The sequence below is a fragment of the Aeromonas sp. s5 genome, from assembly GCF_040907865.1.
GTDB lineage: Bacteria > Pseudomonadota > Gammaproteobacteria > Enterobacterales > Aeromonadaceae > Aeromonas > Aeromonas dhakensis.
In genome coordinates this window covers 23,239-46,404 of sequence record NZ_JBFOCO010000021.1, presented here as the reverse complement: position 1 = coordinate 46,404, position 23,166 = coordinate 23,239, and the positions used below count along the sequence as shown (strand labels likewise).

Genomic DNA, 23,166 nt, shown 5'->3' with positions numbered 1-23,166 from the left:
AAGGCTTGTAGCAGATACCGAGAACGAATAACTAAATCAGCTTTTTCAGATTGAAGATTTTGCCTGGCGGCAATAGCGCAGTGGAACCACCTGACCCCATGCCGAACTCAGAAGTGAAACGCTGTAGCGCCGATGGTAGTGTGGCATTCGCCATGCGAGAGTAGGACACTGCCAGGCACCCAATTGAAGAAGCCCGCTCATTTGAACGGGCTTTTTTATTGCCTGAAATTCAGTCATTTCAGCACAATTTCCCGTGCTATTCCCTCCGCACAGGGCAGCTCCATGTTGACTACCCCATCTTCCAGCTGGATATCGATCTTGAAACCAAGCCGTTTGGCCAGGTTGATCATGCCGCGGTTGCTGGGCATGGTCATGCCCGACAGCTGGCCAATGCCGCGCTCCCTGGCATAACGCACGATCTTCTCCATCATCAATTTGCCAAGCCCCAACCCTTTCAGGTCGGACCGTACCAGAATGGCAAACTCGGCATCGCTCAGATCCGGCGTCGAAATGGCGCGAACCACCCCTAAAATCTGATCTTTTCGTTCCCCATCCTGTCCCACGGCGACAAAGGCCATCTCCCGGTCGTAATCGATCTGGGTCATGCGGGCCAGCTCTTCGTGCCCTAGCTCCCCCACATCGGCGAAGAAGCGCTTGTACCTGTCTTCATCCGATACCTTGAGGACAAATTGCTTGTGGGCAGGTTCATCCTCCGGTCGGATGGGGCGCAGCAGCACATGGCTCTGATCCTTGAGCCAGGCCCCCTCTTCCAGCTCGGTGGGATAGGGACGGATAGCCAGCCTGCAGCTGCCTTCTTCATGGGGTTGCAGGGTCAGGCTGGCGTCCAGCACCACCATCTCGGCGCCGCAGGCCTGCAGCGGGTGCAGATCCAGCTGCTGGATCTCGGGGAAGGCGAGCAGCAGCTCCGACAGTTGGCACAGCACCTGGCCGAGGGCATCGATATCGAGCCGCTCCGGACTGGCCTGCTCACGGATCTTGCGACTCTTGAGCGCCCCTATGATCTGGTAGCGTGCCAGCGCCTGGTTGAGTGGCGGCAGGGCCGCCATCATCTCCTGCGGTTCAGCCCCTGATTCACCGAGCAGGATGACAGGGCCAAACACCGGGTCTTGTTGCAGCCGGATCCGCAGCTCCAGACCGCCGCTGCGCCGTGCCATCCGCTGTACCAGCAGGCCTTCGATGCGGGCACCGGGGTCGTGTTGCCTGACTCGATCCAGAATGGCGTCCGCAGCCTGGGCGACTTCGGCCGAGGTGCGCAGGTTGAGCATGACGCCGTGCACGGCCGACTTGTGGAGTATGTCTGGCGAGCGCAGCTTGACCGCGACCGGATAGCCGATCTGCTCCGCGGTCAGGGTAGCCTCGATGGCATCGGAGACGATCCAGGTCGGCAGGGTAGAGAGCCCTGCGGCCTGCAGAATGGGGTGTGCCAGATGGGTGTCGAGGGTGAGCTGCTTGCGTTCCAGCGCCTGCCGGATCAGCAGTTGGCACTGGTCGACGTCGAGCCTGTCACCCTGCAGCGATGCAGGGGTTTCCATCAGCTGCTTCTGGTTACGGCGGTACTCCACCATATGCATGAAGGCGGCGACCGCACTCTCCGGGGTGCGGTAGGTGGGGAATCCCGCCTCGCTGAATAGACGACGCCCCTCCTGGGCCGAATATTCCCCCGCCCAGTTGGTCAGGATATTGAAGCGTCTGGCCCTGGGATGCTGCTTGACGTAGTCGATCAGGCTTCGCGCCAAGGCGGCGCCGCGGGCGGTGAGTGAAGGGGCATGGATGAGCAGGATGGCGTCAGCCTCGTCCCCTTGCAGCAGGTCGTCGAGAGCCTGCTGATAGTCATTGATGTCGGCATCGCTGCCGATGTCGCGGGGCGGCATCGCCAACTTGCCGCCACGCTCCAGCAACTTGTCGATCGCCATGTTGGCCAGGCCACGGCCATTGGAGATGATGGCGAGCCGCTCCCCCTTGAGGGTCAGGGAGTGACTCAGGGTCTCGACGGCGGCAAACAGTTCGTGGGTATCCCGTACCCGCAGCATGCCGGCGCGACGAATGGCGGCGTCATAGACATTGTCGAGCCCGTTGTCCGGTTCATGGCGGCCACTCTTGAGCACCAGGATGGGCTTGTTGCGAGCGGCGGCACGGGCGGCCGAGAGAAAATGGCGGGCATCCTGCAGCTTGTCCATGTAGAGCAGGATGGCGCGGGTCACGCTGTCGCGGGAGAGCTGATCCAGCAGCTGGCCGAAGTTGATGTCGCAGTGATCGCCAAGGGAGATGAAGGCCGAGAAGCCGAGTTCATGCTGTTTGGCCCAATCCAGAATGGTGGTGCTGACGGCTGCCGACTGGGAGAGAAAGGCGACCTGACCGGGTTTGGCAGCAATCGGTGAGAAGCTGGCATTGATGCCCTGGCCTGGCAACAGCATCCCCATGCTGTTGGGGCCGAGCAGGCGGATACCGTATTGCCGACTCAGTCGCTGCAGTTGTTCGCGCTCCGTCGGGGTGAAATCGGCCGCCAGTATGATGGCGGCACCCGCTCCCCGCTTGCCGAGCGCCTCGATGAGGGTCAGTACCCGTTCCCGCCGGGTACAGACGATGGCGAGGTCTGGGGCAAGGGGGAGGCTGTCGATGTCGGGATAGGCCAGCACGCCGGCAATGGCCTTGTTGTGCGGGCTGACCGGCAGGATGGGGCCCTTGAACTGACCGGCGAGCAGGTGCCTTATGACCACGTGACCGGCCTTCTGCGGGTCGGTCGAGGCGCCGATGACGGCGATTGACTGGGGTTTGAAGAGCCGATCCAGGCCGCTTGGTTTCATGGGCACTCCCGTGGGTGGCGGATGGTGCCAGTGTAATATGCATTCAGCGCCGGTTCTGTGACCGGCTGCGGATCACTGCTTGCTGAGGGCGTTGGCGCGGAGGTAAAACCTCAGTTCACCCTGGATCTGGCGTACCGCTGCCAGGTGGTGCTCCTGCAGATAGATGTCCTGTTCCTGATCCAGCAAGGTTGAGGGTACCCCCAGGCTTTGCAGGTACTCGTCGAACAGCAGCGAGCTGTTGATTTCGATCAGATTGGACATCATGGCGGGACTCCCTCTTCCACTCAGGTTGAACGTTCAGTCTAGTCTCTGATCTGCCCCTTGCCGTAGCTACTGTCATATTTGACATCGAGTCGCTCACATATCCGTGCTGCCATGCGCCCGGCGGTAGAGGAGGAGAGGTTATAGTGAGGAAGTGACAAGGGGAGGCGTGCAATGATCAGGAGCTGGCTGTGGTGCGTCATTCTGCTGGCTGGCAGCGCGCAGGCGACCGAGACCCCCATCAGGGCCTGGAATCTGCTGCTTGATCACCCCAATCCCGCCGTGGCTGGTCTGTTGCGACTCTCCCTCGATCTGACCGTGCCCGAATACGGTCCTTATCGGCTGATTGCCAGCCCGCCGATGGAGCAGGGTCGGGCGGTCAAGGAGTTGCAGGGGGGCGAACTGGTGCAGGTCGGGGTGTTTGCGCCCGATGAGGAGCGCGAGCGCACCCTGCTGGCCATTCATGTTCCGTTGGCAAAAGGGTTGCTGGGCTGGCGGGTGTGCCTCGTTCGGCAGGGGGACGAGGGGCGGTTCGCCAACATACGATCGCTGATCGACTGGCAGCAGGCCGGGCTTCGCATCGGCCAGCACAGATCCTGGCCTGATACTCGTCTGCTCAAGGAGAACGGCCTCGACGTGGTGGTGGGCGGTCTCTATGAGGCCCTGTTCAACATGCTGCGCAAACGGCGCTTCGACTGCTTCCTGCGCTCGGTCATCGAGATCGAGGATGAGCTCACACAGCATCCGGATCTGGCCATCGAACCCCACCTGGTGTTTCGCTATCCGCTGGCGCTGCTGTTTTTCGTCTCACCCAGGTATCCGGAGCTGGCCAAGCGCATCGAGCTGGGGCTGCTGCGGGTCCGCCAGTCCGGTGACTATGAGCGGATATTCGAGGCGGGTTTTGGCAGCACCATCCGGCGGCTGCAGCTCGATCGGCGGGTGATGCTGGAGCTGAGCAATCCGGATCTGCCGACCGGCAGCCGCGCCATGATGCAGGATCCCTCGCTCATCTATGCACCAGTGTTGCCCGCCTTGTCAGCGCAGTGATCCCTGACCCCGCGCCGTATCCCAGAAGGCGCGGATCAGCGGCTCTTCCAGCCGCTTCTTGAGCACCGCGATGCCGACATCGAATGGCTTGAGCGCCGGCTTGGGCTCGACGATGCGTACCTTCTCACCCATGGGGCTGTGGTCGATCACTGCCGCCGGCACCAGTCCCACGCCGAAGCCGAGCGCCACCATGGCGACAATCCCCTCGTTGCCCGCCACCTCCGCATAGATGTTGGGGGCGATCCCCTTGTTGCGCAGCCACTGATCGCAGCGTTTGCGGGCCAGCCCCTGCTCCGAGAGGATAAGCGGCAGCCGCTCCCAGTCAGGTTCGCCCTGGGAGAACCACTGGTTCTGCTGCGGTGCGGTGCGAGGAGCGATGAACACCAGCGGTACCTGCTGCAGGCTGGCAAACTCCAGCTTGGATGAGAGGGCATCGGGGCGGGCGGCGATGGCGAGATCAGCCTCGTCGGCCAGGATCTTGTCCACCGCCAGCGCCGGGTCGCCGGTTTCCAGTTTGATCTCCAGCTGGGGATAGCGGCGGCGAAAGCGCTCCAGCACCTCGGGCAGCAGAAAGTAGCTGGCGGTGACCGAGCAGAACACTCGCAGCCGACCCTGCAGCGGTTCGTCGCTGCGCTTGAGCTCCTGCTTGAGCTGGCGCCACTCCTGCAGCAGTTCTCCACCAAACTCGCGCAGCTTCTCGCCCGCCACAGTGAGCCGCACCGAGCGGTTGTCCCGTTCGAACAGCACGCAGCCGGTCTCCTGCTCCAGCCGCTGGATGGCGCGGCTCAGGGTGGAGGGACTGACCGCCATGGCGTCGGCGCTCTTGCCGAAATGGAGGGAGTCGGCGAGGTGGAGAAACAGTTCGAGATTGCGAAGGTCCATCTTTCAGCTCCTGGCGCTGGATGTCTGCCCGATATCCAGCTGTGGATAGTTAGCCCCGCCATGTGATCATGAAGGGTTAACGTTTCAATTATTGCAACGTACTGTTTCGAATATATCAGTTCAGGCAATAAGTGTCCCGCGCTATAGTGGTTTCGACAACGCCGCCATCCGGCATGGAATCAATCGAACGGAGCAATCACCATGGCTAACTATTTCAACACCTTGAACCTGCGTCAGCAGTTGGCCCAGCTGGGCAAGTGTCGTTTCATGCAGCGCGAAGAGTTCGCGGACGGCTGCAACGTGCTGAAGGGCAAGAAGGTGGTGATTGTGGGCTGTGGTGCCCAGGGTCTGAACCAGGGCCTGAACATGCGCGACTCCGGGCTGGATATCTCCTATGCCCTGCGCAAGGCCGCCATCACCGAGAAGCGTGCCTCCTGGCAGAAGGCCACCGACAACGGCTTCGCGGTCGGCACCTATGAAGAGCTGATCCCGACCGCCGATCTGGTACTGAACCTGACTCCGGACAAGCAGCACTCCGACGTCGTCAAAACCGTGATGCCGCTGATGAAGCAGGGCGCCGCACTGGGCTACTCCCACGGCTTCAACGTGGTGGAAGAGGGTCAGCAGATCCGCTCCGACATCACGGTCGTGATGGTGGCGCCCAAGTGCCCGGGTACCGAAGTGCGTGAAGAGTACAAGCGCGGTTTCGGCGTACCGACCCTGATCGCCGTTCACCCGGAGAACGATCCCAAGGGTGAAGGCATGGCCATCGCCAAGGCGTGGGCCTCTGCCACCGGCGGTGACCGTGCGGGCGTGCTGGAATCCTCCTTCGTGGCGGAAGTGAAATCCGACCTGATGGGCGAGCAGACCATCCTCTGCGGCATGCTGCAGGCCGGTTCCCTGCTCTGCTACGACAAGCTGGTTGCCGAGGGCGCAGACCCGGCCTACGCCGGCAAGCTGATCCAGTTCGGCTGGGAGACCATCACCGAAGCCCTCAAGCAGGGCGGCATCAGCCTGATGATGGACCGTCTGTCCAACCCGGCCAAGCTGCGCGCCTTTGAGCTCTCCGAGCAGCTCAAGACCCTGATGCGTCCGCTGTTCGAGAAGCACATGGACGATATCATCGCCGGCGAGTTCTCCCGCGGCATGATGGCCGACTGGGCCGAAGACGACGCCAAGCTGTTCGGCTGGCGCGAAGAGACCGGCAAGTCCGCCTTCGAAAACGCCCCGGTCTTTGCAGGCAAGATTGCCGAGCAGGAGTACTTCGACAATGGCGTGGTGATGGTGGCCATGGTCAAGGCGGGTGTCGAGCTGGCGTTCGAGACCATGGTGGCTTCCGGTATCTACGAGGAGTCTGCCTACTACGAATCCCTGCACGAGCTGCCGCTGATCGCCAACACCGTTGCCCGCAAGCGTCTGTACGAGATGAACGTGGTCATCTCCGACACCGCCGAGTACGGCAACTACCTGTTCGCCAACGCCGCCGTGCCCTTGCTGCGCGAGCACTTCATGCCGACCCTGAAAGCGGGCGACCTGGGTGCCAGCAAGGCGGAAGTGCAGAGCGTCGACAACCTGGCGCTGCTGGCGGCCAACGAGGCGACTCGCAACCACCCCATCGAAGCGATCGGCCAGGTACTGCGCGGTTACATGAAGGACATGAAGCGCATCGCCGTCGGCGGTTAAGCCGGCATCGGGCAGGATGATAAGGGGGCGGGGGTGACGATCCCCGTCGCCGGTCGGGCTGGACACCCGACCGGCCAGCCAGCAAAACCAGCCCGACAGCCATAAAAAAGCCCCGCTCATCGAGCGGGGCTTTTGCATTCAGAAAGGCTGGCTAAATCAGGCTTTCCACGCTTTCCAGGTGTTGATCAGGCCGTTGGTGGAGCAGTCGTGGCTGGTGACAGCCTCGGCAGTGTTGAGCTCCGGCAGGATCTTGTTGGCCAGCTGTTTGCCCAGCTCCACGCCCCACTGGTCGAAGCTGAAGATGTTCCAGATTGCGCCCTGTACGAAGATCTTGTGCTCGTACATGGCGATCAGAGCACCCAGGGTTTTCGGGGTCAGGCTCTTGAACAGGATGGAGTTGGTCGGGCGGTTGCCTTCGAACACCTTGAACGGCACCAGATCCTTGACCTGCTCCAGCGTCTTGCCGGCGGCCAGGAACTCGGCTTCGACCTGCTCCTTGCTCTTGCCGAAGGCCAGCGCCTCGGTCTGGGCGAAGAAGTTGGCCAGCAGTTTCGGGTGGTGGTCACCGATCGGGTTGTGGCTGATGGCCGGGGCCAGGAAGTCACAGGGGATCAGCTTGGTGCCCTGGTGAATCAGCTGGTAGAAGGCGTGCTGGCCGTTGGTGCCAGGCTCACCCCAGATGATGGGGCCGGTCTGGTAGTCAACCGGCTTGCCGTTGCGATCCACGTACTTGCCGTTGGACTCCATGTTGCCCTGCTGGAAGTAGGCAGGGAAGCGGTGCATGTACTGATCGTACGGCAGAATGGCTTCGGACTCGGCACCATGGAAGTTGTTGTACCACAGGCCGATCAGTGCCAGCAGCACCGGCACGTTCTGCTCATAGGAGGCAGTGGCGAAGTGCATGTCCATCTCGAAGGCGCCTTGCAGCAGAGCTTCGAAGTTGTCGAAACCGACGGACAGGGCGATGGGCATGCCGATGGCTGACCAGGAGGAGTAGCGGCCGCCAACCCAGTCCCAGAACTCGAACATGTTGTTGGTGTCGATGCCGAACTCGGCCACGGCCTTGCCGTTGGTGGAGAGCGCAGCGAAGTGCTTGGCAACGTGGGCCTTGTCACCAGCGATCTTGATGAACCAGTCGCGGGCGGTCAGGGCGTTGGTCATGGTCTCCTGAGTGGTGAAGGTCTTGGAGGCCACCAGGAACAGGGTGGTTTCCGCATCAATCTCTTTGAGAGTCTCGGCAATGTGGGTGCCATCGACGTTGGAGACGAAGTGCATCTGCAGGTGGTTTTTGTAGGGACGCAGTGCCTCGGTGATCATCACAGGGCCCAGATCAGAGCCACCGATGCCGATGTTGACCACGTGCTGGATCGCCTTGCCGGTGTAGCCTTTCCATTCGCCGCTGATGATCTTCTCGCAGAAGCCCTTCATCTTGGCCAGCACGGCGTTTACTTCCGGCATCACGTCCTTGCCGTCGCTCTCAATGGGGCGGTCGGAGCGGTTGCGCAGGGCCACGTGCAGTACCGAGCGGCCTTCGGTCATGTTGATCTTGTCGCCATTGAACATGGCGTCGATCGCGCTGCGAAGATCGGTCTCTTTGGCTAGATCAACCAGCAACTTGAGGGTTTCTTCGGTGATCAGGTTCTTGGAGTAGTCGACCAGGATGTCGCCGCCGAAGGTGAGGGAGAATTTGTCGAAACGCTGGGGATCCTGGGCGAACAGATCCTTGAGCCGGGTCTCTTTGTTCGCTGCAAAGTGGGCTTCCAGTGCCTGCCAGGCCTGGGTCTGGGTTGGATTGATGTTTTTCATAGGATTATCAGTCTTCCAAGTTGTGTATGAACCTTGCAGGCAAGGCTCCCGCCAAACCTTATTATTCGAGCACTATACCGGGCCCATTATACCGAGCCCATGGTGCGGCCCGTGTAACAGAGCTTTACCAATTGTCTGCCATCGACCGAGTTTACAACCAAAACGCTGCGATTATGAGTCACTCATGGCAGCCGGATCTTGCGTTTGCGCATACTTGGTCGGGCTTGCCGCCGCTGAAAGGGCTTTCAGGGCGGGGGCATGCTGCGAGCGGGGTGGCAACCTGGCATGGCAGCCAAAAGAGTATTCGATAGGCGCCTTTTCGCTCATTTCATGCGCAGGCGCAAATTGTCGGCGGCCCAAGATGGCTAGCATGGGTGTCGCATGGACGAGATCTCCCAGGGATGGCTACTGTCTGGAGTGAGGAGATCGCTATGAAAGCTGTGTTGTCCCTGTTTGCCCTTAGCCTGATCGCCACCGGCCTCATCGGCCTGTTGACCCTGGTGCTGACCAGTGCGGCCCCTACCTTGCCGCTGCGGGTACTGGCGGTGATCGGTGCCGTGCTGGGGGGATATGTGCTGGTGCAACCGCTGCTCAACCGGGTGGCACGTCGGCTGGTGTAAGCCGACGCCACCGGAATGCTGAAAACAAAGTCCGGCCCATTGTGGCCGGCTTTTTTTATGGTCGTGTTCGCCCCTGCCGAGGCCAGAGACGACAATGCCAGCCCGAAGGCTGGCATTGTGGGTGGCTGCAAAACCGCGTTTACGCCTGCGGCTTTTGCATGTGCATGACCATCTGCGGGAAGGGGATCTCGATGCCTTCGGCATCGAAGGTGAGCTTCACCTTCTCGTGGAAGTCGAACCAGACTCCCCAGTAGTCGCCGGTCTTGACCCAGGGGCGCACGACTATGTTGACCGAGGAGTCGGCCAGCGCGGCGACGGCGATGGTGGCTGCCGGCTCCTTGAGGATGAGCGGCTCTTCGTTCACCAGCCGCTCCAGGATCTGCTTGGCCTTGCGGAGATCCGAGCCGTAGCCGATGCCGAAGGTCATGTCGACGCGGCGGGTATCCATGCGCGAGTAGTTGACGATAGTGCCGTTGAGGATGGCGGAGTTGGGCACCACCACCATCTTGTTGTCACCTGAGGTGAGGGTGGTGGTGAACAGCTGAACGGATTGCACCACGCCATTGGTGCCGGCCACCTCGATGAACTCGCCTGCCTTGATGGGGCGGAAGATGATCAGCAGGAAGCCGGCGGCGAAGTTGGAGAGCGAGCCCTGCAGCGCCAGACCGATGGCCAGACCGGCGGCACCGATAATGGCGACGAAGGAGGCGGTCTGCACCCCGACCCGGCCCAGCGCGGCGATCACCACGAACACCAGGATGGCGTACTTGAGGATGCTGCCGACGAAGTGGGTGACAGTGGTGTCCAGCTTGCGGGACTGCATCACCTTGACCACGGCGCCGCTGATGAGGTTGGCGGCGATGTAGCCGACCAGCAGGGTGAGCAGGGCGGCCGCGATGTTGACGGCATACTCGATCAGCAGGCCCTGGTTGTTGACCAGCCAGGTCTGCGCTTCGGTAATGATTTCGGGTTCCATAGGGTGTCCTGTCAGGCGATAAAAGGTTTATGACGCATGAATCTAACATTGGCATGCGACAGTCCGGGTCGCATCTGGTGCTCACCGCCTCTTTTGTGCCACAAAAAACAAGGGAGGCCAAGGCCTCCCTCTTTACAGCAACTCACCTGGTGCGGCGTTGCCGCGGCTGATTGCGAATGCATTGTCGCCGGGCGTACTGCTCAGCTCTGCAGCAGCTGGCTGCGGATAAACTGCCACTGATCTTCAAACCCGGCGGTGGGTTTGATTTTGAACTCGGAGCGGACGAACTGGCTGATGCGCCCTTCGGTGTAGGCCAGCAGCAGGTTGGCCAGCATGGTTTCGTCGAGCTGGAAGCCCTGGCCTTCGCGCAGCCGTTTTTCCCGCAGCACCTGCTTGATCTGGGTCTCAAGCTTGTCGAACAGGATGCTGATGCGATCCCGCAGCCGGTCGTGCTCGCCCAGCAGGGCGTCGCCGTTGAGGATGCGGGTGATACCGGGATTGCGCTCGGCGAAAACCAGCAGCAGCTGCAGTATGTGGTGGCAGCGGCTCATGGTGTCCTTCTCTTCGGCCATGATCAGGTTGACCCGTGACAGCAGGGAATCTTCGATAAAGTCGATCAGCCCCTCGAACATCCGCGCCTTGCTGGGAAAATGTCGATAGAGGGCTGCCTCGGAGACCCCCACCTCGGCCGCCAGACGGGCCGTGGTGATGCGCTGGCCTGGGCTGGTCTCCAGCATGTGGGCGAGCGCCTGCAGGATCTGATCGCGCCGACTCTGTTTCTGATTACTGCTTGCCATGGATTCCCCTAAAAAAACAATGGCCTGATTCTGTTATTAGGCACCGCCGCTCGGGCCGGTGTGGTCTGTTATTGGCGACCAGAAGAACCAAAACCGCCTTCACCTCGTTCGCTCTGATTGAACTCATCGACCAGTTGGAAGCTGGCCTGAACCACCGGCATGATCACCAGCTGGGCGATGCGCTCGCCAGGCTGCATGGTGAACGCCTCTTTGCCGCGGTTCCATACCGAGACCATCAGCTGGCCCTGGTAGTCGGAATCGATGAGGCCCACCAGGTTGCCCAGCACGATGCCGTGTTTATGGCCGAGGCCGGAGCGGGGCAGGATGGTGGCGCACAGGCCCGGATCCTGGATGTGGATGGCCAGCCCGGTCGGTACCAGGGTGGTATCACCCGGGGCCAGCGTCAGCGGGGCATCCAGCAGGGCGCGCAGATCCATGCCGGCGGAGCCCGGTGTGGCGTAGGCAGGCAGCGGATAATCGGTGCCGATGCGGGCATCCAGAATCTTCAGTTCAATTTGTGTTGTCATAAATCGTTTTTATTGGAGTGGAGGTGGTCGATTGACTGGCTCAGCGCCGGTAATGGCGTGCAATCAGGGCAATCAGGTGACGAGCCAGCGTCAGCTTATCGGTCAGGGGCAGAGGGGCTTGACCCCCTTGCCAGAACACGGTGAGGGCGTTGTCATCGGCATTGAAGCCCTGGCCCGCACGGGATACGTCGTTGGCGGCGATCATGTCCAGCCGCTTACGCTGCAGTTTGTCGAGGGCGTATTGTTCCACATCCACGGTTTCTGCGGCAAATCCGACGGTGAAGGGTTTGTCTGACAAGGCCCCCACGGCGGCGATGATGTCGGGGTTTTTGACCAGGGTCAGCTGCATCTGGTCGTTGTCGCCGGTCTTCTTGATCTTCTGCTCGGCCACCTGGGCGGGGCGATAATCGGCGACGGCGGCGCAGCCGATGAAGAGGTCGCTCTCGCCGACCCGGCTCATGACCGCCTGATGCATCTGCTCGGCGCTCTCGACGTCGACGCGGGTGACGCCGGCCGGGGTGGCCAGTGCCACCGGGCCGCTCACCAGTGTCACCTCGGCACCCGCTTCACGGGCGGCGCGGGCGATGGCATAGCCCATCTTGCCTGAGCTGTGGTTGCTGATGTAGCGCACCGGATCGAGTGCTTCACGGGTCGGCCCTGCGGTCAGCAGCAGTCTGACGCCGGCCAGCAGCGGCTCGGCGGCGAGCTGCTGGCAGCAACGCTCTACCAGCTCGAGGGGATCCAGCATCCGGCCCGGGCCCACGTCACCGCACGCTTGGCTGCCGGAATCCGGCCCCCACAGCAGGATGCCGCGGCTGGCGAGGGTCTTGAGGTTGGCCTGAGTGGCGGCGTTGAGGTACATCTGCTGGTTCATGGCCGGCGCCAGCGCCACCGGTGCCGGGGTGGCCAGGCAGAGGGTGGTGAGCAGCTCGTCGGCCATGCCGGCGGCCATGCGGGCCATCAGATTGGCGCTGGCGGGGGCGATCAGTACCAGATCGGCCCACTTGGCCAGCTCGATGTGGCCCATGCCCGCCTCGGCGGCCGGGTCCAGCAGACTGTCGGCCACCGGGTGACCGGAGACGGCCTGCAGGGTCAGCGGGGTGATGAACTCCTTGGCGGAGCGGGTCATCACCACCCGTACCTCGGCGCCCTGATCTTTCAGGCGGCGTACCAGCTCGGCACTCTTGTAGGCGGCGATCCCGCCACTGACACCCAACAGGATGCGTTTATCGGCCAATCTCATCTGCTGTTTCTCTTCCGGCTCACTCTGACTGGTCGGCTAAGATACCACAGGCAGCAGTCGACGACAGAGGCTGACATGGGGGTCTTGTGGCCGGGCTCCCGTGATTTCTTTGCTATGTTTTCTCTCAATAGTGCAAAGGAGAGACAAATGAGCATCAAGGAGTGGCCAGAGGATGAACGACCCCGTGAGAAGCTGCTGCGTCACGGCCCTGGCGGCTTGTCTGATGCCGAGCTGCTGGCGATCTTCCTGCGCACCGGGGTCAGTGGCTTGAGTGCGGTCGATCTCTCCCGCAACCTGTTGAATCAGTTCGGATCGCTGCGCAATCTGCTGGGGGCGGACCGACGTGCCTTCTGCGAGGCGCATGGCCTGGGCCCAGCCAAATATGCCCAGCTGCAGGCGGTGCTGGAGATGGGCAAACGTCATCTGGCGCAGCAGCTGCAACGGGGGGATGCGCTCACCTCGCCCCAGCTGACCCGGGACTATCTGCAGGCCCAGCTGCGGGATCGACCGCGGGAGGTGTTTGCCCTGCTGCTGCTCGACAATCAGCACAGAGTGATTCAATTCGTTGAACTTTTTTACGGCACCCTCGACTCGGCGAGCGTCTGGCCCAGAGAAATCGTGCAGATCGCACTCAAACATAATGCAGCCGCCGTGATTCTGGCGCATAATCACCCGTCCGGCGTCGCCGAGCCCAGTAGGGCCGACCGCCAGATCACGGATCGGATCACGGCCGCCCTGGCCCTGATCGATATCAGAGTGCTGGATCACTTGGTGATCGGTGATGGCATCACGGTTTCTTTCGCCGAGCGCGGTTGGTTATGACTGTGCTCTGGCGCCGTATTAGTTGATCTTTGATCACGGATGCTGTATAAAATGCCGCCTTCTGTTTGCCCCGCAATCGAAGGCCAGCGGGGCAGATATTTGCTCGAGCAATGAAGTAAGATTTGGAGAGACTGACATGTCTAGAGTATGCCAAGTAACCGGCAAGCGCCCGGCAGTTGGTAACAACCGTTCGCACGCTAACAACGCTACCAAGCGTCGTTTCCTGCCGAACCTGCACACTCACCGTTTCTGGGTTGAGAGTGAAAAACGCTTCGTAAGCCTGCGCGTATCCGCAAAAGGCATGCGTATCATCGACAAGCGTGGCGTTGAAGTGGTTCTGGCTGAACTGCGCGCCAGCGGTGTTAAGGTATAAGGAATTAGATCATGGCTAAAGGTATTCGCGAGAAGATTCGCCTGAACTCCAGCGCCGGTACTGGTCACTTCTATACCACTACCAAAAACAAGCGCACCATGCCCGAAAAAATGGAAATCAAAAAGTTTGATCCCGTTGTTCGTCAGCATGTGATCTACAAGGAAGGCAAAATCAAGTAATTACTTGATGCTGCATTCCCAAAAACCCGGCCCTGTGCCGGGTTTTTTTATGGCTGGAATTCAGTACACTGCCGGTTCGAAGGGAGGCTTGCCATGTTCAAATTGAGCCGCAGAGGCTGGAACAACGTGATCATTGTGGTGGTGCTGATCGTGATCACCCTGTTGCACCGGCTGGAGATCGCCCAGCAGGAAAACACCGCCAAGCGGGCGCGTCCGCTGTTGCCGGAGAGCGCCGTGGTGCTCACCTGGCAGGGGCCGAGCTGGCAGATAGAGCGCATCGGACAGGGCTGGCGCAGCGGGCCGGATCTGGGGCTCGACAGTACCCAGCTGGCGGCGCACATCGAGGCCTGGCAGGGTTGGCTGCTGCCACCCGGTGAAGCCGTGCGCGGCAATCCGGTTACCCTCAAGATCTGGGTCGCCGGCCAGAGCGACCCCATCGAGGTGGGGCTCTATCAGGATGACGGCAAGTTTGCCGCCCTGCTGCCCCCCTCGACCTGGCTCAGCCTGAGCCAGGAGCAGTACCGCAGCCTGCTGCGTCCCGCACCCTAACCCATTTTTCAGCGTCAGCACGAGGATCCCATGCCTGAATTACCGGAAGTCGAAGTCAGCCGCCAGGGCATCTCGCCCTGGCTTGCCGGCATCAAGGTCACCCGGGTGGTGGTACGGGACGGCCGCCTGCGCTGGCCGGTGCCGGGGGAGATCCAGGAGCTGGTGGACCTCACCATCCACCGGGTCAGCCGCCGCGCCAAGTACCTGCTGCTGGAAACCGACTTCGGTACCGCCATCCTCCATCTGGGCATGTCGGGCAGCCTGCGGGTGCTGGACATCGGCACCCCTGCCGAGAAGCACGATCACGTGGATATCGAGCTCGAGAACGGCAAGCTGCTGCGGCTCAACGATCCGCGCCGCTTCGGCGCCCTGCTGTGGACCCGCGAGCCGGCCGAGGCGCATGCGCTGCTGGCCAAGCTGGGGCCTGAGCCGCTCACCGACGCCTTCAACGCCGATTACCTGCGTGAGCGTGCCAAGGGGCGCAGTACCGCCATCAAGACCTTCCTGATGGACAACCAGGTGGTGGTCGGGGTGGGCAACATCTACGCCAACGAGGCGCTCTATGCCGCCGGCATTCATCCCAAGCGGGCGGCGGGCAATATCAGCGCCGAGCGGCTGGGCACCCTGGTCGGGGAGATAAAGCGGGTGCTGGCCGAGGCGATTCGGCAGGGCGGCACCACCCTCAAGGATTTCACCAGTGCGGACGGCAAACCGGGTTATTTCGTGCAGCAGTTGCAGGTGTACGGGCGGGGTGGCCAGCCCTGTTTTCACTGCCACACCCTGCTCAGCGAAATCCGGCTTGGGCAGCGCACGACCGTGTTCTGCTCCCACTGTCAGCGCTGAATCGCGGTTTTTTCGGCCTGAAACGGCCAAGTTGTAAGAGAGTATTTCCAGTCTGTTGAATATTTGCTCGCCCGTCACTACTATCTCGGCCGTTCAGGCGGTTTGAGACAATAAAATGACAGCTAAATCAATAGACTGGGACCATTTGTCCCGGCAGGGGCACTATTGTGCCCAAAAAATGGCGCGCTTCCTCTATCCCGATGACAGTGCCCGCAAGACCTTCAATCGCGCCAAGTTCGTGCTGCGCAGTCTGCTCTATCGGCAGCAGCTGAGCCGGGTGTTCGAGCTGTTCCAGGCCGAACCGCTCAAGGCCCTGCCTGCCCATTATCCCGAGCTGCTCGACAAGCCGATGCGACCCTATCGCTTCGCCGGCTCCACCGCGACCGAGCGGGCCGAGATGCTGGAAAACCACTACCGGCTGATGCTGGCTCGCTACCCGGATCTGATCGACCCGCTCTATCTGGGGGATGGCATCGAACTTGGCCGTTATCCCGAGAGCGGCTGCCGCATCGTGCTGCGCCACGACGGCACCTTCCGCCGCGAGGCGGAGCTGGCCCTCTCCATCGTCGACCCGCAGGGCAAGCGGCTCTACAGCTGCGCCTTCTCGCTGGCCGGCACCCCCAACCGGCTGGCGGTAGTGATCGGTTCGGTACAAGGGCCGGAGCCCTGCATCGAGCAGGCGCAGGACAAGGTGCGTGCGCTGACCAAGGAGGGCCACGGTCTGCGGCCCAAGTCGCTGGTGGTGATGCTGGTGATGCAGCTGGCCGAGGCGATGCAGGCCGAGCATATCTCGGCGGTGCGGATGAAGGCTCACATCTATCAGGCCCGGCGCTACAGCAAGAAGAAGAAGGCCTGTCTGCAGGCGGACTATGACGAGCTGTGGCAGGAGTTCGGTGCCACCGATCTGGACGCCAACTTCGTGCGGCTGCAGCCCGCCCAGCGCAAACCGCTGGAGGAGATCGCCTCCAAGAAGCGGGCCATGTACCGGCGCCGCTACGAGTGGCTCGATCAGCTGACCCAGGCAGGCCAGCAGCTGCTGGGCCCGCGTCTGGCGGGCTGAGTCGCACAGGCCCCCAGCAGCAAACAGGCTACCCTCGGGTAGCCTGTTTCGTTGTTACTTGGTCTGTTTGGCCTTGATGGCGGCTGCCACTATGGGGTCGACGAACTGGCGGATGTCGCCGCCGTGCAGGGCCACCTCCTTCACCAGGGTGGAGGAGATGAAGGAGTTCTCCTCGGCCGGGGTGAGGAACACGCTCTCCAGCTCCGGCATCAGGCGGCGATTCATGTTGGCCAGCTGAAACTCGTATTCGAAGTCGGAGACGGCGCGCAGACCGCGGATCAGCACGTTGGCCTGCTGCTCCCTGGCGAAATCCACCAGCAGGCCGGAGAAGCCGACCACCTTGACGTTGGGAAGGTGGGCGGTTACCTGGCGGGCCAGCTGAACCCGCTCGTCCAGATCGAACAGCGGCCGCTTGCTCGGGCTGTTGGCCACCCCGACCACCACCTGGTCAAACAGTCTGGCGGCCCGGCCGATGAGATCGGTGTGGCCGTTGGTGACGGGATCGAAGGTGCCGGGATAGATTACCTTGTTGGTCATGCTGCTGATTCCTGCAACCGGGAAATTTGGTCGCATTATAGGGTCTGTTGGGGGATTGGCGCGACCGCCTTGGGGCGAGTTTTGGCGCCCCGATGGTGGCTTTGCCGCGTCAAATCAGCACCGACGGGCGTCTTCGCTTGAGAATAGCGATACATCAGGCAAGAATACCGCATCGCGCATCAAGCCTCCTTGCGTTGGTGACAGGGAGCAAAGGGATTTTTTATGAAACGTATTCTGGTAGTCCGCAATGACAAGATTGGTGACTTCATGCTGGCCTGGCCGAGTTTTGCCATGCTCAAGCGCTCCATGGAGTGTCATGTGACTGCCCTGGTTCCCGCCTACACGGCGCCGCTGGCCCGCCTCTGCCCTTGGATTGACGAGATCATCCTGGATCCGGGCTCACGGGCCGACAAGGAACAACAACGTGCCTTGCAGGCACGCATCAAGGCGGCCGCCTTCGATGCCTCCATCTGCCTCTTCTCCAACTCCCGCAACGCCATGCTGGTGTGGAAGGCGCACATTCCCTACCGGCTGGCGCCGGCCACCAAGCTGGCCCAGGTGCTCTACAACCAGCGCCTGATCCAGCGCCGCTCCAGCTCCCAGAAGCCGGAGTACGAATACAACCTGGATCTGGTGCGCCGTTTCCTTGCCGACCAGCAGGTGAGCGCGGTGGAGCCGCAGGGCCCCTACCTCAGCTTCGATGCCGAGAGCCTGCAACAGGTGCGCGAGCAGGTTGCCGCCCGCCTGCGGCTCGATGCCGGTCGCCCCTGGCTGATGGTGCATGCCGGCAGCGGCGGCTCGGCCAACAACCTCTCCATCGAGCAGTACGCCCGCCTCATCATCAAGCTCAACCAGGCCTGTCCCGAGCTGCAGTGCATCCTGACTGCAGGGCCGGGGGAGGAGAAGATCGCCGAACAGCTGGCGGCCGAGCTGCTGGCCCACGGCGGCAACGGCTGGATCTACCGCTCCGAGGAGGGGCTGCCCAAGTTCTGCCAGGTGATGGCCAACGCCGCCCTGTTCGTGGCGGGCAGTACCGGGCCGCTGCACATCGCCGCGGCGCTGGATGTGCCCACCATCGGCTTCTTCCCGGCGCACCGCTCGGCGACGCCGCTGCGCTGGCGTCCGCTCAACAGCGAGGGGCGCCACCTGGCGTTCAGCCCGCCGGAAGACAGCGATCACCCGGAAGACATGAGCCAGCTCGATCCCAAGACCATGGCGGCGGCGATCGCCCGCTGGGCACCGCCGTTCTGGCGCAGCGAGCAGTGATAGCGGATAGCGCAAATGCAGACAGGGCCCTTCAAGGGCCCTGTCTCGTATGGGGGGCTGCTCGCTGGCAGCGCCCGTCTGCGGCGGTTTACTTGTCAGCCTGCCCCGGTGCCTGCGGCTGCTGGCGGATCCAGAGGTCGGCGTACTTCACGAAGGTGGAGTGAGCCGACAGTATGGCCAGCAGGAGCCCCTGCTTGCCGTCGAGGAAGCCGGCCTTGAGCAGGTACATCTTGAGGAAGCAGCCCAGCGCGTGCACCAGCCCCTGGCCGAGAGAGCCCTTCTTGCCGCGAGCGGTGCGCTGATCGGCCCAGGCGCGGGCATAGCCGGCGGATTTGACCAGATAGTGCTCCAGATCCCGATAAGTGAAGTGGAGCAGGTCGCCGTGCAGGTTGACGATCTTCATGTTGGCGCGCACCTCCACCTTCTCGTGCACCAGCACCTCGTTGTAGCTGGTGAGCGCCTTGGGATAGAGGCGCAGCACCCGGTCCGGATACCAGCCGCTGTGGCGGATGAAGCGGCCGAATACCCAGGAGAGGCGCGGGATCGAGTAGATGGTGTCGCTGGCCGGATTGGCCATGACGGCGGCGATGGCGGCTTTCAGCTCGGGGGTGAGCCGCTCGTCCGCATCCAGCCACAGCACCCAGTCGGATTGCACGTGGGACTGGGCGAGCCGGCGCTGGCGGCCGAAGCCCGGCCACACCGGGTTGACGAAGAAGCGGGCGCCGAATTCGGCGGCGATGGCCGGGGTCTCGTCCTGGCTGCCGGAGTCCATGATGACGATCTCGTCGACCAGCCCGTCGAGGGAGGCGAGGCAGGGGCGCAGGTTTTCGGCTTCATTCTTGACGATAAGGACAGCCGCCAGAGTCGGTTTGTTCACGGATTAAAGGCTCTTGTTGGCGCCCGACTGGCGGGCCATGCTCAAATTGGCGCCCATTCTAGCCTAAAACGGCAGGCGGAGCATGGTTCCGGCGGCGGGATACTTGTCGGTTTCAAATGGGTTGTTTTTTGGCGCCAGGATGCATGGCAGCGGGATCTTCTGTTATTTCTCGGGCCATTCTTCGGGCATAATCTCGGCCAGCAACGATTAACCGCAGGGCGTGGCCCTGGAGAAGTGCGAGATGAAAATATTGGTGATCGGCCCCTCCTGGGTCGGCGACATGGTGATGTCCCAGAGCCTCTACAAGGCGATCAAGGCCAACCACCCCGACAGCGAGCTGCACGTGATGGCGCCCGCCTGGTGTGGTGCCCTGCTGGAGCGGATGCCGGAGGTGGACAAGGCCATCCCGATGCCGCTCGGCCACGGCGACTTCAAGCTGGGAGCCCGCCGTCGGCTCGGCAAGCAGCTGGCGGCCGAAAAGTACGATCAGGCCATCATCCAGCCCAACTCCATGAAGTCGGCGCTGATCCCCTGGTTTGCCCGCATCCCGGTGCGCACCGGCTGGAAGGGCGAGCACCGCTTCGGTCTGCTCAACGACATGCGCAGCAACAAGTCCGCTTTTCCGCTGATGGTGGAGGCCTACCTGGCACTGGCCTATCCCAAGTCGCAGATGAAGAGCCGGGCCGACATCCCGACCATTCCCCAGCCGGCCCTCAACGTCGATCTCGTCAATCAGGAGAAGGCGCTGGCGCGGCTCGGGCTGGATCGCGCCCGTCCGGTGCTGGTGCTCTGCCCGGGGGCCGAGTTCGGCCCGGCCAAGCGCTGGCCGGAGGGCCACTACGCAGTGGTGGCACAAAAGCACCTCGACGAGGGCTGGCAGGTGTGGATCTTCGGCTCCGGCAAGGACGCGGTGGTGGCCAACACCATCCGCGACCGGATCAACCCGCTGTCGCGCCCCAACTGCCACGTGCTGGCGGGCAAGACCAGCCTGTACGAGGCGATCGACCTGATGGCGCTGGCCGGGCGGGTGATCGCCAACGACTCCGGCCTGATGCACGTCGCCGCCGCCCTCAACCGGCCGCTGATCGGGGTCTATGGCTCCACCTCGCCGCTCTACACCCCGCCGCTGGCGGACCGGGTCGAGATCGTCCACACCGACATCGAGTGCCGCCCCTGCTTCAAGCGCACCTGCAAGTTCGGTCACCTCAAGTGCCTGATCGAGCTGATGCCGGAGCAGGTCATCGAGGCCGGCCGCCGGCTGGAGTGCAGCGAGACGCCGGCCCCGCCGCTGGCGCCCGGCGAACCGCCCCGTTTTGTCGCCGAGCCGGGCAAGCGCAGGGAGCCGCACTAGCATGGGCTATCGGCTGCTCTACAACCTGCTGATCCACCTGGGGCTGCCGCTGGCATTGCTGGCGCTCTACAAGCCGAAGAGGGGCAAACCAGGTTTTGGCAAGCGCTGGAGCGAGCACCTGGGGCTAACGCCCGCCACCGGGCAGGAGGCGCCGCTCTGGATCCATGCGGTGAGCGTGGGGGAGACGCTGGCCATCAGCCCCTTAATCCGCGCCCTCAAGGCCGAGCGGCCCTTCTTGCCGATCCTGCTCACCACCACCACCCGTACCGGCGCCGAGCAGGCCGCCAGGTTGGGGGATCTGGTGGAGCACCGCTACGCGCCGCTCGACTACCCTTGGGCGGTGGCGGCGTTTCTCAAGGCCGTCAAACCGCGCGCGCTCTGGGTGATGGAAACCGAACTGTGGCCGAACTGGCTGGCCGCCTGCGAGGCGCGCCACCTGCCGGTGACCATCATCAATGCCCGCCTCTCGGAGCGATCCTGCCGGCGTTACGCCCGTTTTCAGGGTGCCTTCGATGCCCTCAGCCGGCCGCTGACCCACCTGCTCTGCCAGCACCAGGACGATGCGGATCGCTTCCATCGGCTGGGGTTGGGGCGTGAGCGGCTGGCGGTGACCGGCTCCATCAAGTTCGACATCCAGCTCGATGAGCAGGTACAGACCAAAGGTCGTGCCCTGCGCCAGCTGCTGGGGGCGGAGCGGCCGGTCTGGATTGCCGCCAGCACCCATCAGGGAGAGGACGAACAGGTGCTGGCCGCCTTTGATCTGTTGCTCAAACGTCATCCCGCTGCGCTGCTCATTCTGGTGCCGCGCCACCCCGAGCGGTTCGAGCGGGTGGCAGCGCTGTGCGCCCCCTACGGCTGCGTGCGGCGCACGGCGGGCAGTGCGGTGGGCGAGCGCGACAAGGTCTACCTGGGGGATACCATGGGCGAGCTGCCGCTGATGCTGGCGGCGGCCGACGTGGCCTTCGTCGGCGGCAGCCTGGTCAAGGTGGGCGGCCACAACCTGCTGGAGCCTGCTGCGCTCGGCAAACCCTGCCTAAGCGGCCCCGCCTACTTCAACTTCAGCGACATCACCCGCCAGCTGGTGGCCCAGGGTGGCGCCGCCGTGGTGGCCGATGCCGCCGAGCTGGGGGAGCAGGTGAGCGCGCTGCTGGCCGACGAGGGCCGGCGCCGGGAGATGGGCGAGCAGGCTCGCGCCGTGGTGCTGCGCAACCAGGGAGCGCTGGCGCGCACCCTGTCTCACTGCCTCGCCAGCCTGGAGAACGACTGAGTCGGGAGTGGTGGGCATAAAAAAACGGAGCGCTTCGCGCTCCGTTTTGCATTTCAGAGACCGGCTCAGCGCATGATAAGGCCAAGCAGGATCCCCACCACGCCGAAGTCGGCATCGCTGAAGGTGGTGTTGGCAAAGCCGAGATCCCCCAGCACCGGCAGCAGGAACACCGGCAGGAAGGTGATCAGCAGGCCGTTGGCGAAGGCCCCGAGCAGAGCGCCGCGACGGCCGCCGGTGGCATTGCCGAACACCCCGGCCGCCGCGCCGACGAAGAAGTGCGGCACGACGCCTGGAATGATGACGGTGAGCCCCAGCAGGTAGAGCAGCACCATGCCCACCAGACCGGCGGCAAAGCTCGACAGGAAGCCGATCAACACCGCATTAGGGGCATAGGGGAAGACGATGGGGCAGTCCAGCGCCGGCTTGGCGTTGGGCACCAGCTTGTCGGAGATCCCCTTGAAGGCCGGCACGATTTCGGCGATGACCATCCGCACCCCCTGCAGGATCACGTAGACACCGGCGGCGAAGGTGATGGACTGCATCAGGGAGAACATGAACCAGTGCTTGCCCTTGGCGACTTCCGATACGTAATCCGCACCGGCAAACAGAGAGGTGATAAGGAAGATGATGCCCATGGTGAAGGAGATGGCCACCGGGGTATCGCGCAGGAACAGCAGGCTCTTGGGCACTTGCACCTCTTCGCTGCTGTGGGCCTTGTTGCCGAATTTGGCGCCGATCCAGCCGGCCAGCACGTAGGAGCAGGTGGAGAAGTGGCCGAGTGCCACATCGTCGGAGCCGGTGATCTGCTTCATGTAGGGGTGGGCGAGGGCCGGGAACAGCACCATGGTCACGCCGACCACCAGGCTGCCCACCGCGATGAGCGGGATGCCGCTCATACCGCCGGCGGAGAGGATGGCCGCCACCATCATCGACATGAACAGGGTGTGGTGACCGGTCAGGAAGATGAATTTCCACGGGGTGAGCCGGGCGATCAGGATGTTCACCAGCATGGCGAAGAACATGATCATCGCCATCTCCTTGCCGAACGACTGCTGGGCGATGGAGACGATGGCCTCGTTGTTGGGGACGACCCCCTTGATGCCGAAGGCATGCTGGAAAATGGTGGCGAAGTCACCCAGCGAGTTCACCACCAGGGTGGCGCCGGCCCCCAGGATGACGAAGCCCATGATGGTCTTGACCGTGCCCTTGATGCACTCGGTCACCGGTTTCTTCTGGGCGATCAGGCCGATGAGGGCGATCAGGCCAACCAGCACGGCCGGCTCCGACAGCACGTCAAACATCAGAAAATTGAAAAATTCCATGGTCAGCTCCAAGCAGATGGAAGCGGCGGCTCACCGGCCGCCCAGACAGTCGC

Annotated in this window: 23 protein-coding genes and 1 rRNA gene; 13 read left to right on the top strand and 11 right to left on the bottom strand. The window is 62.7% G+C overall.

Annotated features, from left to right (window positions below; all coding sequences use genetic code 11):
- Positions 1-62 precede the first annotated feature (62 nt).
- A 5S ribosomal RNA gene (rrf, locus tag AB5Y94_RS11800) occupies positions 63-177 on the top strand.
- A 56-nt stretch (positions 178-233) separates the two neighbouring features.
- Here the strand turns inward: rrf and AB5Y94_RS11795 are convergent.
- Both AB5Y94_RS11795 and AB5Y94_RS11790 read right to left on the bottom strand, forming a co-directional pair.
- A complete protein-coding gene (locus tag AB5Y94_RS11795; RefSeq protein WP_258120034.1) occupies positions 234-2,825 on the bottom strand; it encodes a bifunctional acetate--CoA ligase family protein/GNAT family N-acetyltransferase in 2,592 nt (863 codons plus the stop codon).
- A gap of 72 nt (positions 2,826-2,897) precedes the next feature.
- Positions 2,898-3,089 (bottom strand): hypothetical protein, encoded by a 192-nt coding sequence (locus AB5Y94_RS11790; protein WP_124250627.1) that lies wholly within the window; start codon positions 3,087-3,089, stop codon positions 2,898-2,900.
- Between the two features lie 171 nt (positions 3,090-3,260).
- Between AB5Y94_RS11790 and AB5Y94_RS11785 the strand changes: the two genes are divergently transcribed.
- Positions 3,261-4,133 carry a hypothetical protein gene (locus AB5Y94_RS11785; protein WP_368205562.1) on the top strand — a complete coding sequence of 291 codons (873 nt, stop codon included), beginning with the start codon at positions 3,261-3,263 and terminating at the stop codon, positions 4,131-4,133.
- Here AB5Y94_RS11785 and ilvY read toward each other — a convergent pair.
- Positions 4,122-5,015, bottom strand: a complete 894-nt coding sequence (gene ilvY, locus AB5Y94_RS11780) for an HTH-type transcriptional activator IlvY (protein ID WP_010635531.1) — start codon at positions 5,013-5,015, stop codon at positions 4,122-4,124. The genes AB5Y94_RS11785 and ilvY overlap by 12 nt on opposite strands.
- A gap of 201 nt (positions 5,016-5,216) precedes the next feature.
- Here ilvY and ilvC point away from each other — a divergent pair, with 201 nt between their 5' ends.
- A complete protein-coding gene (gene ilvC / locus AB5Y94_RS11775; protein WP_226009188.1) occupies positions 5,217-6,698 on the top strand; it encodes a ketol-acid reductoisomerase in 1,482 nt (493 codons plus the stop codon).
- Positions 6,699-6,854: 156 nt separating this feature from the next.
- On the opposite strand, the gene pgi is transcribed toward ilvC, so the two are convergent.
- Positions 6,855-8,504, bottom strand: coding sequence for a glucose-6-phosphate isomerase (gene pgi, locus AB5Y94_RS11770; protein ID WP_226009187.1), 1,650 nt, complete (start codon positions 8,502-8,504; stop codon positions 6,855-6,857).
- A gap of 431 nt (positions 8,505-8,935) precedes the next feature.
- Between pgi and AB5Y94_RS11765 the strand changes: the two genes are divergently transcribed.
- On the top strand, positions 8,936-9,124 hold the full coding sequence (locus AB5Y94_RS11765) for a holin (RefSeq protein WP_005307469.1): 189 nt from the start codon (positions 8,936-8,938) through the stop codon (positions 9,122-9,124).
- A 139-nt stretch (positions 9,125-9,263) separates the two neighbouring features.
- Here AB5Y94_RS11765 and AB5Y94_RS11760 read toward each other — a convergent pair whose 3' ends face one another.
- From AB5Y94_RS11760 to coaBC, 4 genes are all read right to left on the bottom strand, one after another.
- Entirely contained in the window at positions 9,264-10,100 is an 837-nt protein-coding gene (locus AB5Y94_RS11760; protein WP_368205561.1) for a mechanosensitive ion channel domain-containing protein, read from the bottom strand.
- Positions 10,101-10,300: 200 nt separating this feature from the next.
- On the bottom strand, positions 10,301-10,897 hold the full coding sequence (gene slmA, locus AB5Y94_RS11755) for a nucleoid occlusion factor SlmA (protein WP_005307475.1): 597 nt from the start codon (positions 10,895-10,897) through the stop codon (positions 10,301-10,303).
- A gap of 68 nt (positions 10,898-10,965) precedes the next feature.
- The gene (dut, locus tag AB5Y94_RS11750) at positions 10,966-11,424 is read right to left on the bottom strand and encodes a dUTP diphosphatase (RefSeq protein ID WP_005307478.1); all 459 of its coding nucleotides are present in this window, start codon (positions 11,422-11,424) and stop codon (positions 10,966-10,968) included.
- 40 nt (positions 11,425-11,464) lie between these two features.
- Positions 11,465-12,667, bottom strand: a complete 1,203-nt coding sequence (gene coaBC / locus AB5Y94_RS11745; protein WP_368205560.1) for a bifunctional phosphopantothenoylcysteine decarboxylase/phosphopantothenate--cysteine ligase CoaBC — start codon at positions 12,665-12,667, stop codon at positions 11,465-11,467.
- 147 nt (positions 12,668-12,814) lie between these two features.
- Between coaBC and radC the strand changes: the two genes are divergently transcribed.
- The 6 genes from radC to AB5Y94_RS11715 all read left to right on the top strand — a co-directional run bounded on the left by radC (position 12,815) and on the right by AB5Y94_RS11715 (position 16,493).
- Positions 12,815-13,489, top strand: coding sequence for a DNA repair protein RadC (radC, locus tag AB5Y94_RS11740; RefSeq protein ID WP_005307485.1), 675 nt, complete (start codon positions 12,815-12,817; stop codon positions 13,487-13,489).
- A 136-nt stretch (positions 13,490-13,625) separates the two neighbouring features.
- Positions 13,626-13,862: a 50S ribosomal protein L28 gene (gene rpmB / locus AB5Y94_RS11735; RefSeq protein ID WP_005307492.1), complete on the top strand. Its 237-nt coding sequence runs from the start codon at positions 13,626-13,628 to the stop codon at positions 13,860-13,862.
- Between the two features lie 11 nt (positions 13,863-13,873).
- Positions 13,874-14,041: a 50S ribosomal protein L33 gene (gene rpmG, locus AB5Y94_RS11730; protein ID WP_005307500.1), complete on the top strand. Its 168-nt coding sequence runs from the start codon at positions 13,874-13,876 to the stop codon at positions 14,039-14,041.
- Between the two features lie 93 nt (positions 14,042-14,134).
- On the top strand, positions 14,135-14,590 hold the full coding sequence (locus AB5Y94_RS11725) for a hypothetical protein (RefSeq protein WP_368205559.1): 456 nt from the start codon (positions 14,135-14,137) through the stop codon (positions 14,588-14,590).
- A 30-nt stretch (positions 14,591-14,620) separates the two neighbouring features.
- Positions 14,621-15,433 carry a bifunctional DNA-formamidopyrimidine glycosylase/DNA-(apurinic or apyrimidinic site) lyase gene (gene mutM / locus AB5Y94_RS11720; protein WP_017766502.1) on the top strand — a complete coding sequence of 271 codons (813 nt, stop codon included), beginning with the start codon at positions 14,621-14,623 and terminating at the stop codon, positions 15,431-15,433.
- A 178-nt stretch (positions 15,434-15,611) separates the two neighbouring features.
- Positions 15,612-16,493 carry a VirK/YbjX family protein gene (locus tag AB5Y94_RS11715; RefSeq protein WP_324055116.1) on the top strand — a complete coding sequence of 294 codons (882 nt, stop codon included), beginning with the start codon at positions 15,612-15,614 and terminating at the stop codon, positions 16,491-16,493.
- A 54-nt stretch (positions 16,494-16,547) separates the two neighbouring features.
- On the opposite strand, the gene coaD is transcribed toward AB5Y94_RS11715, so the two are convergent.
- Positions 16,548-17,030 (bottom strand): pantetheine-phosphate adenylyltransferase, encoded by a 483-nt coding sequence (coaD, locus tag AB5Y94_RS11710; RefSeq protein ID WP_017780816.1) that lies wholly within the window; start codon positions 17,028-17,030, stop codon positions 16,548-16,550.
- Between the two features lie 222 nt (positions 17,031-17,252).
- Here coaD and AB5Y94_RS11705 point away from each other — a divergent pair, with 222 nt between their 5' ends.
- Positions 17,253-18,296 carry a glycosyltransferase family 9 protein gene (locus AB5Y94_RS11705; RefSeq protein WP_368205558.1) on the top strand — a complete coding sequence of 348 codons (1,044 nt, stop codon included), beginning with the start codon at positions 17,253-17,255 and terminating at the stop codon, positions 18,294-18,296.
- A gap of 88 nt (positions 18,297-18,384) precedes the next feature.
- Here the strand turns inward: AB5Y94_RS11705 and AB5Y94_RS11700 are convergent, their stop codons facing one another.
- Positions 18,385-19,173, bottom strand: a complete 789-nt coding sequence (locus tag AB5Y94_RS11700; RefSeq protein WP_201972085.1) for a glycosyltransferase family 2 protein — start codon at positions 19,171-19,173, stop codon at positions 18,385-18,387.
- A gap of 241 nt (positions 19,174-19,414) precedes the next feature.
- Between AB5Y94_RS11700 and waaF the strand changes: the two genes are divergently transcribed.
- The gene (waaF, locus tag AB5Y94_RS11695) at positions 19,415-20,524 is read left to right on the top strand and encodes a lipopolysaccharide heptosyltransferase II (protein WP_017783652.1); all 1,110 of its coding nucleotides are present in this window, start codon (positions 19,415-19,417) and stop codon (positions 20,522-20,524) included.
- 1 nt (position 20,525) lies between these two features.
- Positions 20,526-21,791, top strand: a complete 1,266-nt coding sequence (waaA, locus tag AB5Y94_RS11690) for a lipid IV(A) 3-deoxy-D-manno-octulosonic acid transferase (protein WP_368205557.1) — start codon at positions 20,526-20,528, stop codon at positions 21,789-21,791.
- 65 nt (positions 21,792-21,856) lie between these two features.
- Here the strand turns inward: waaA and AB5Y94_RS11685 are convergent, their stop codons facing one another.
- Positions 21,857-23,113: a PTS ascorbate transporter subunit IIC gene (locus AB5Y94_RS11685; protein ID WP_017783654.1), complete on the bottom strand. Its 1,257-nt coding sequence runs from the start codon at positions 23,111-23,113 to the stop codon at positions 21,857-21,859.
- Between the last annotated feature and the right edge of the window lie 53 nt (positions 23,114-23,166).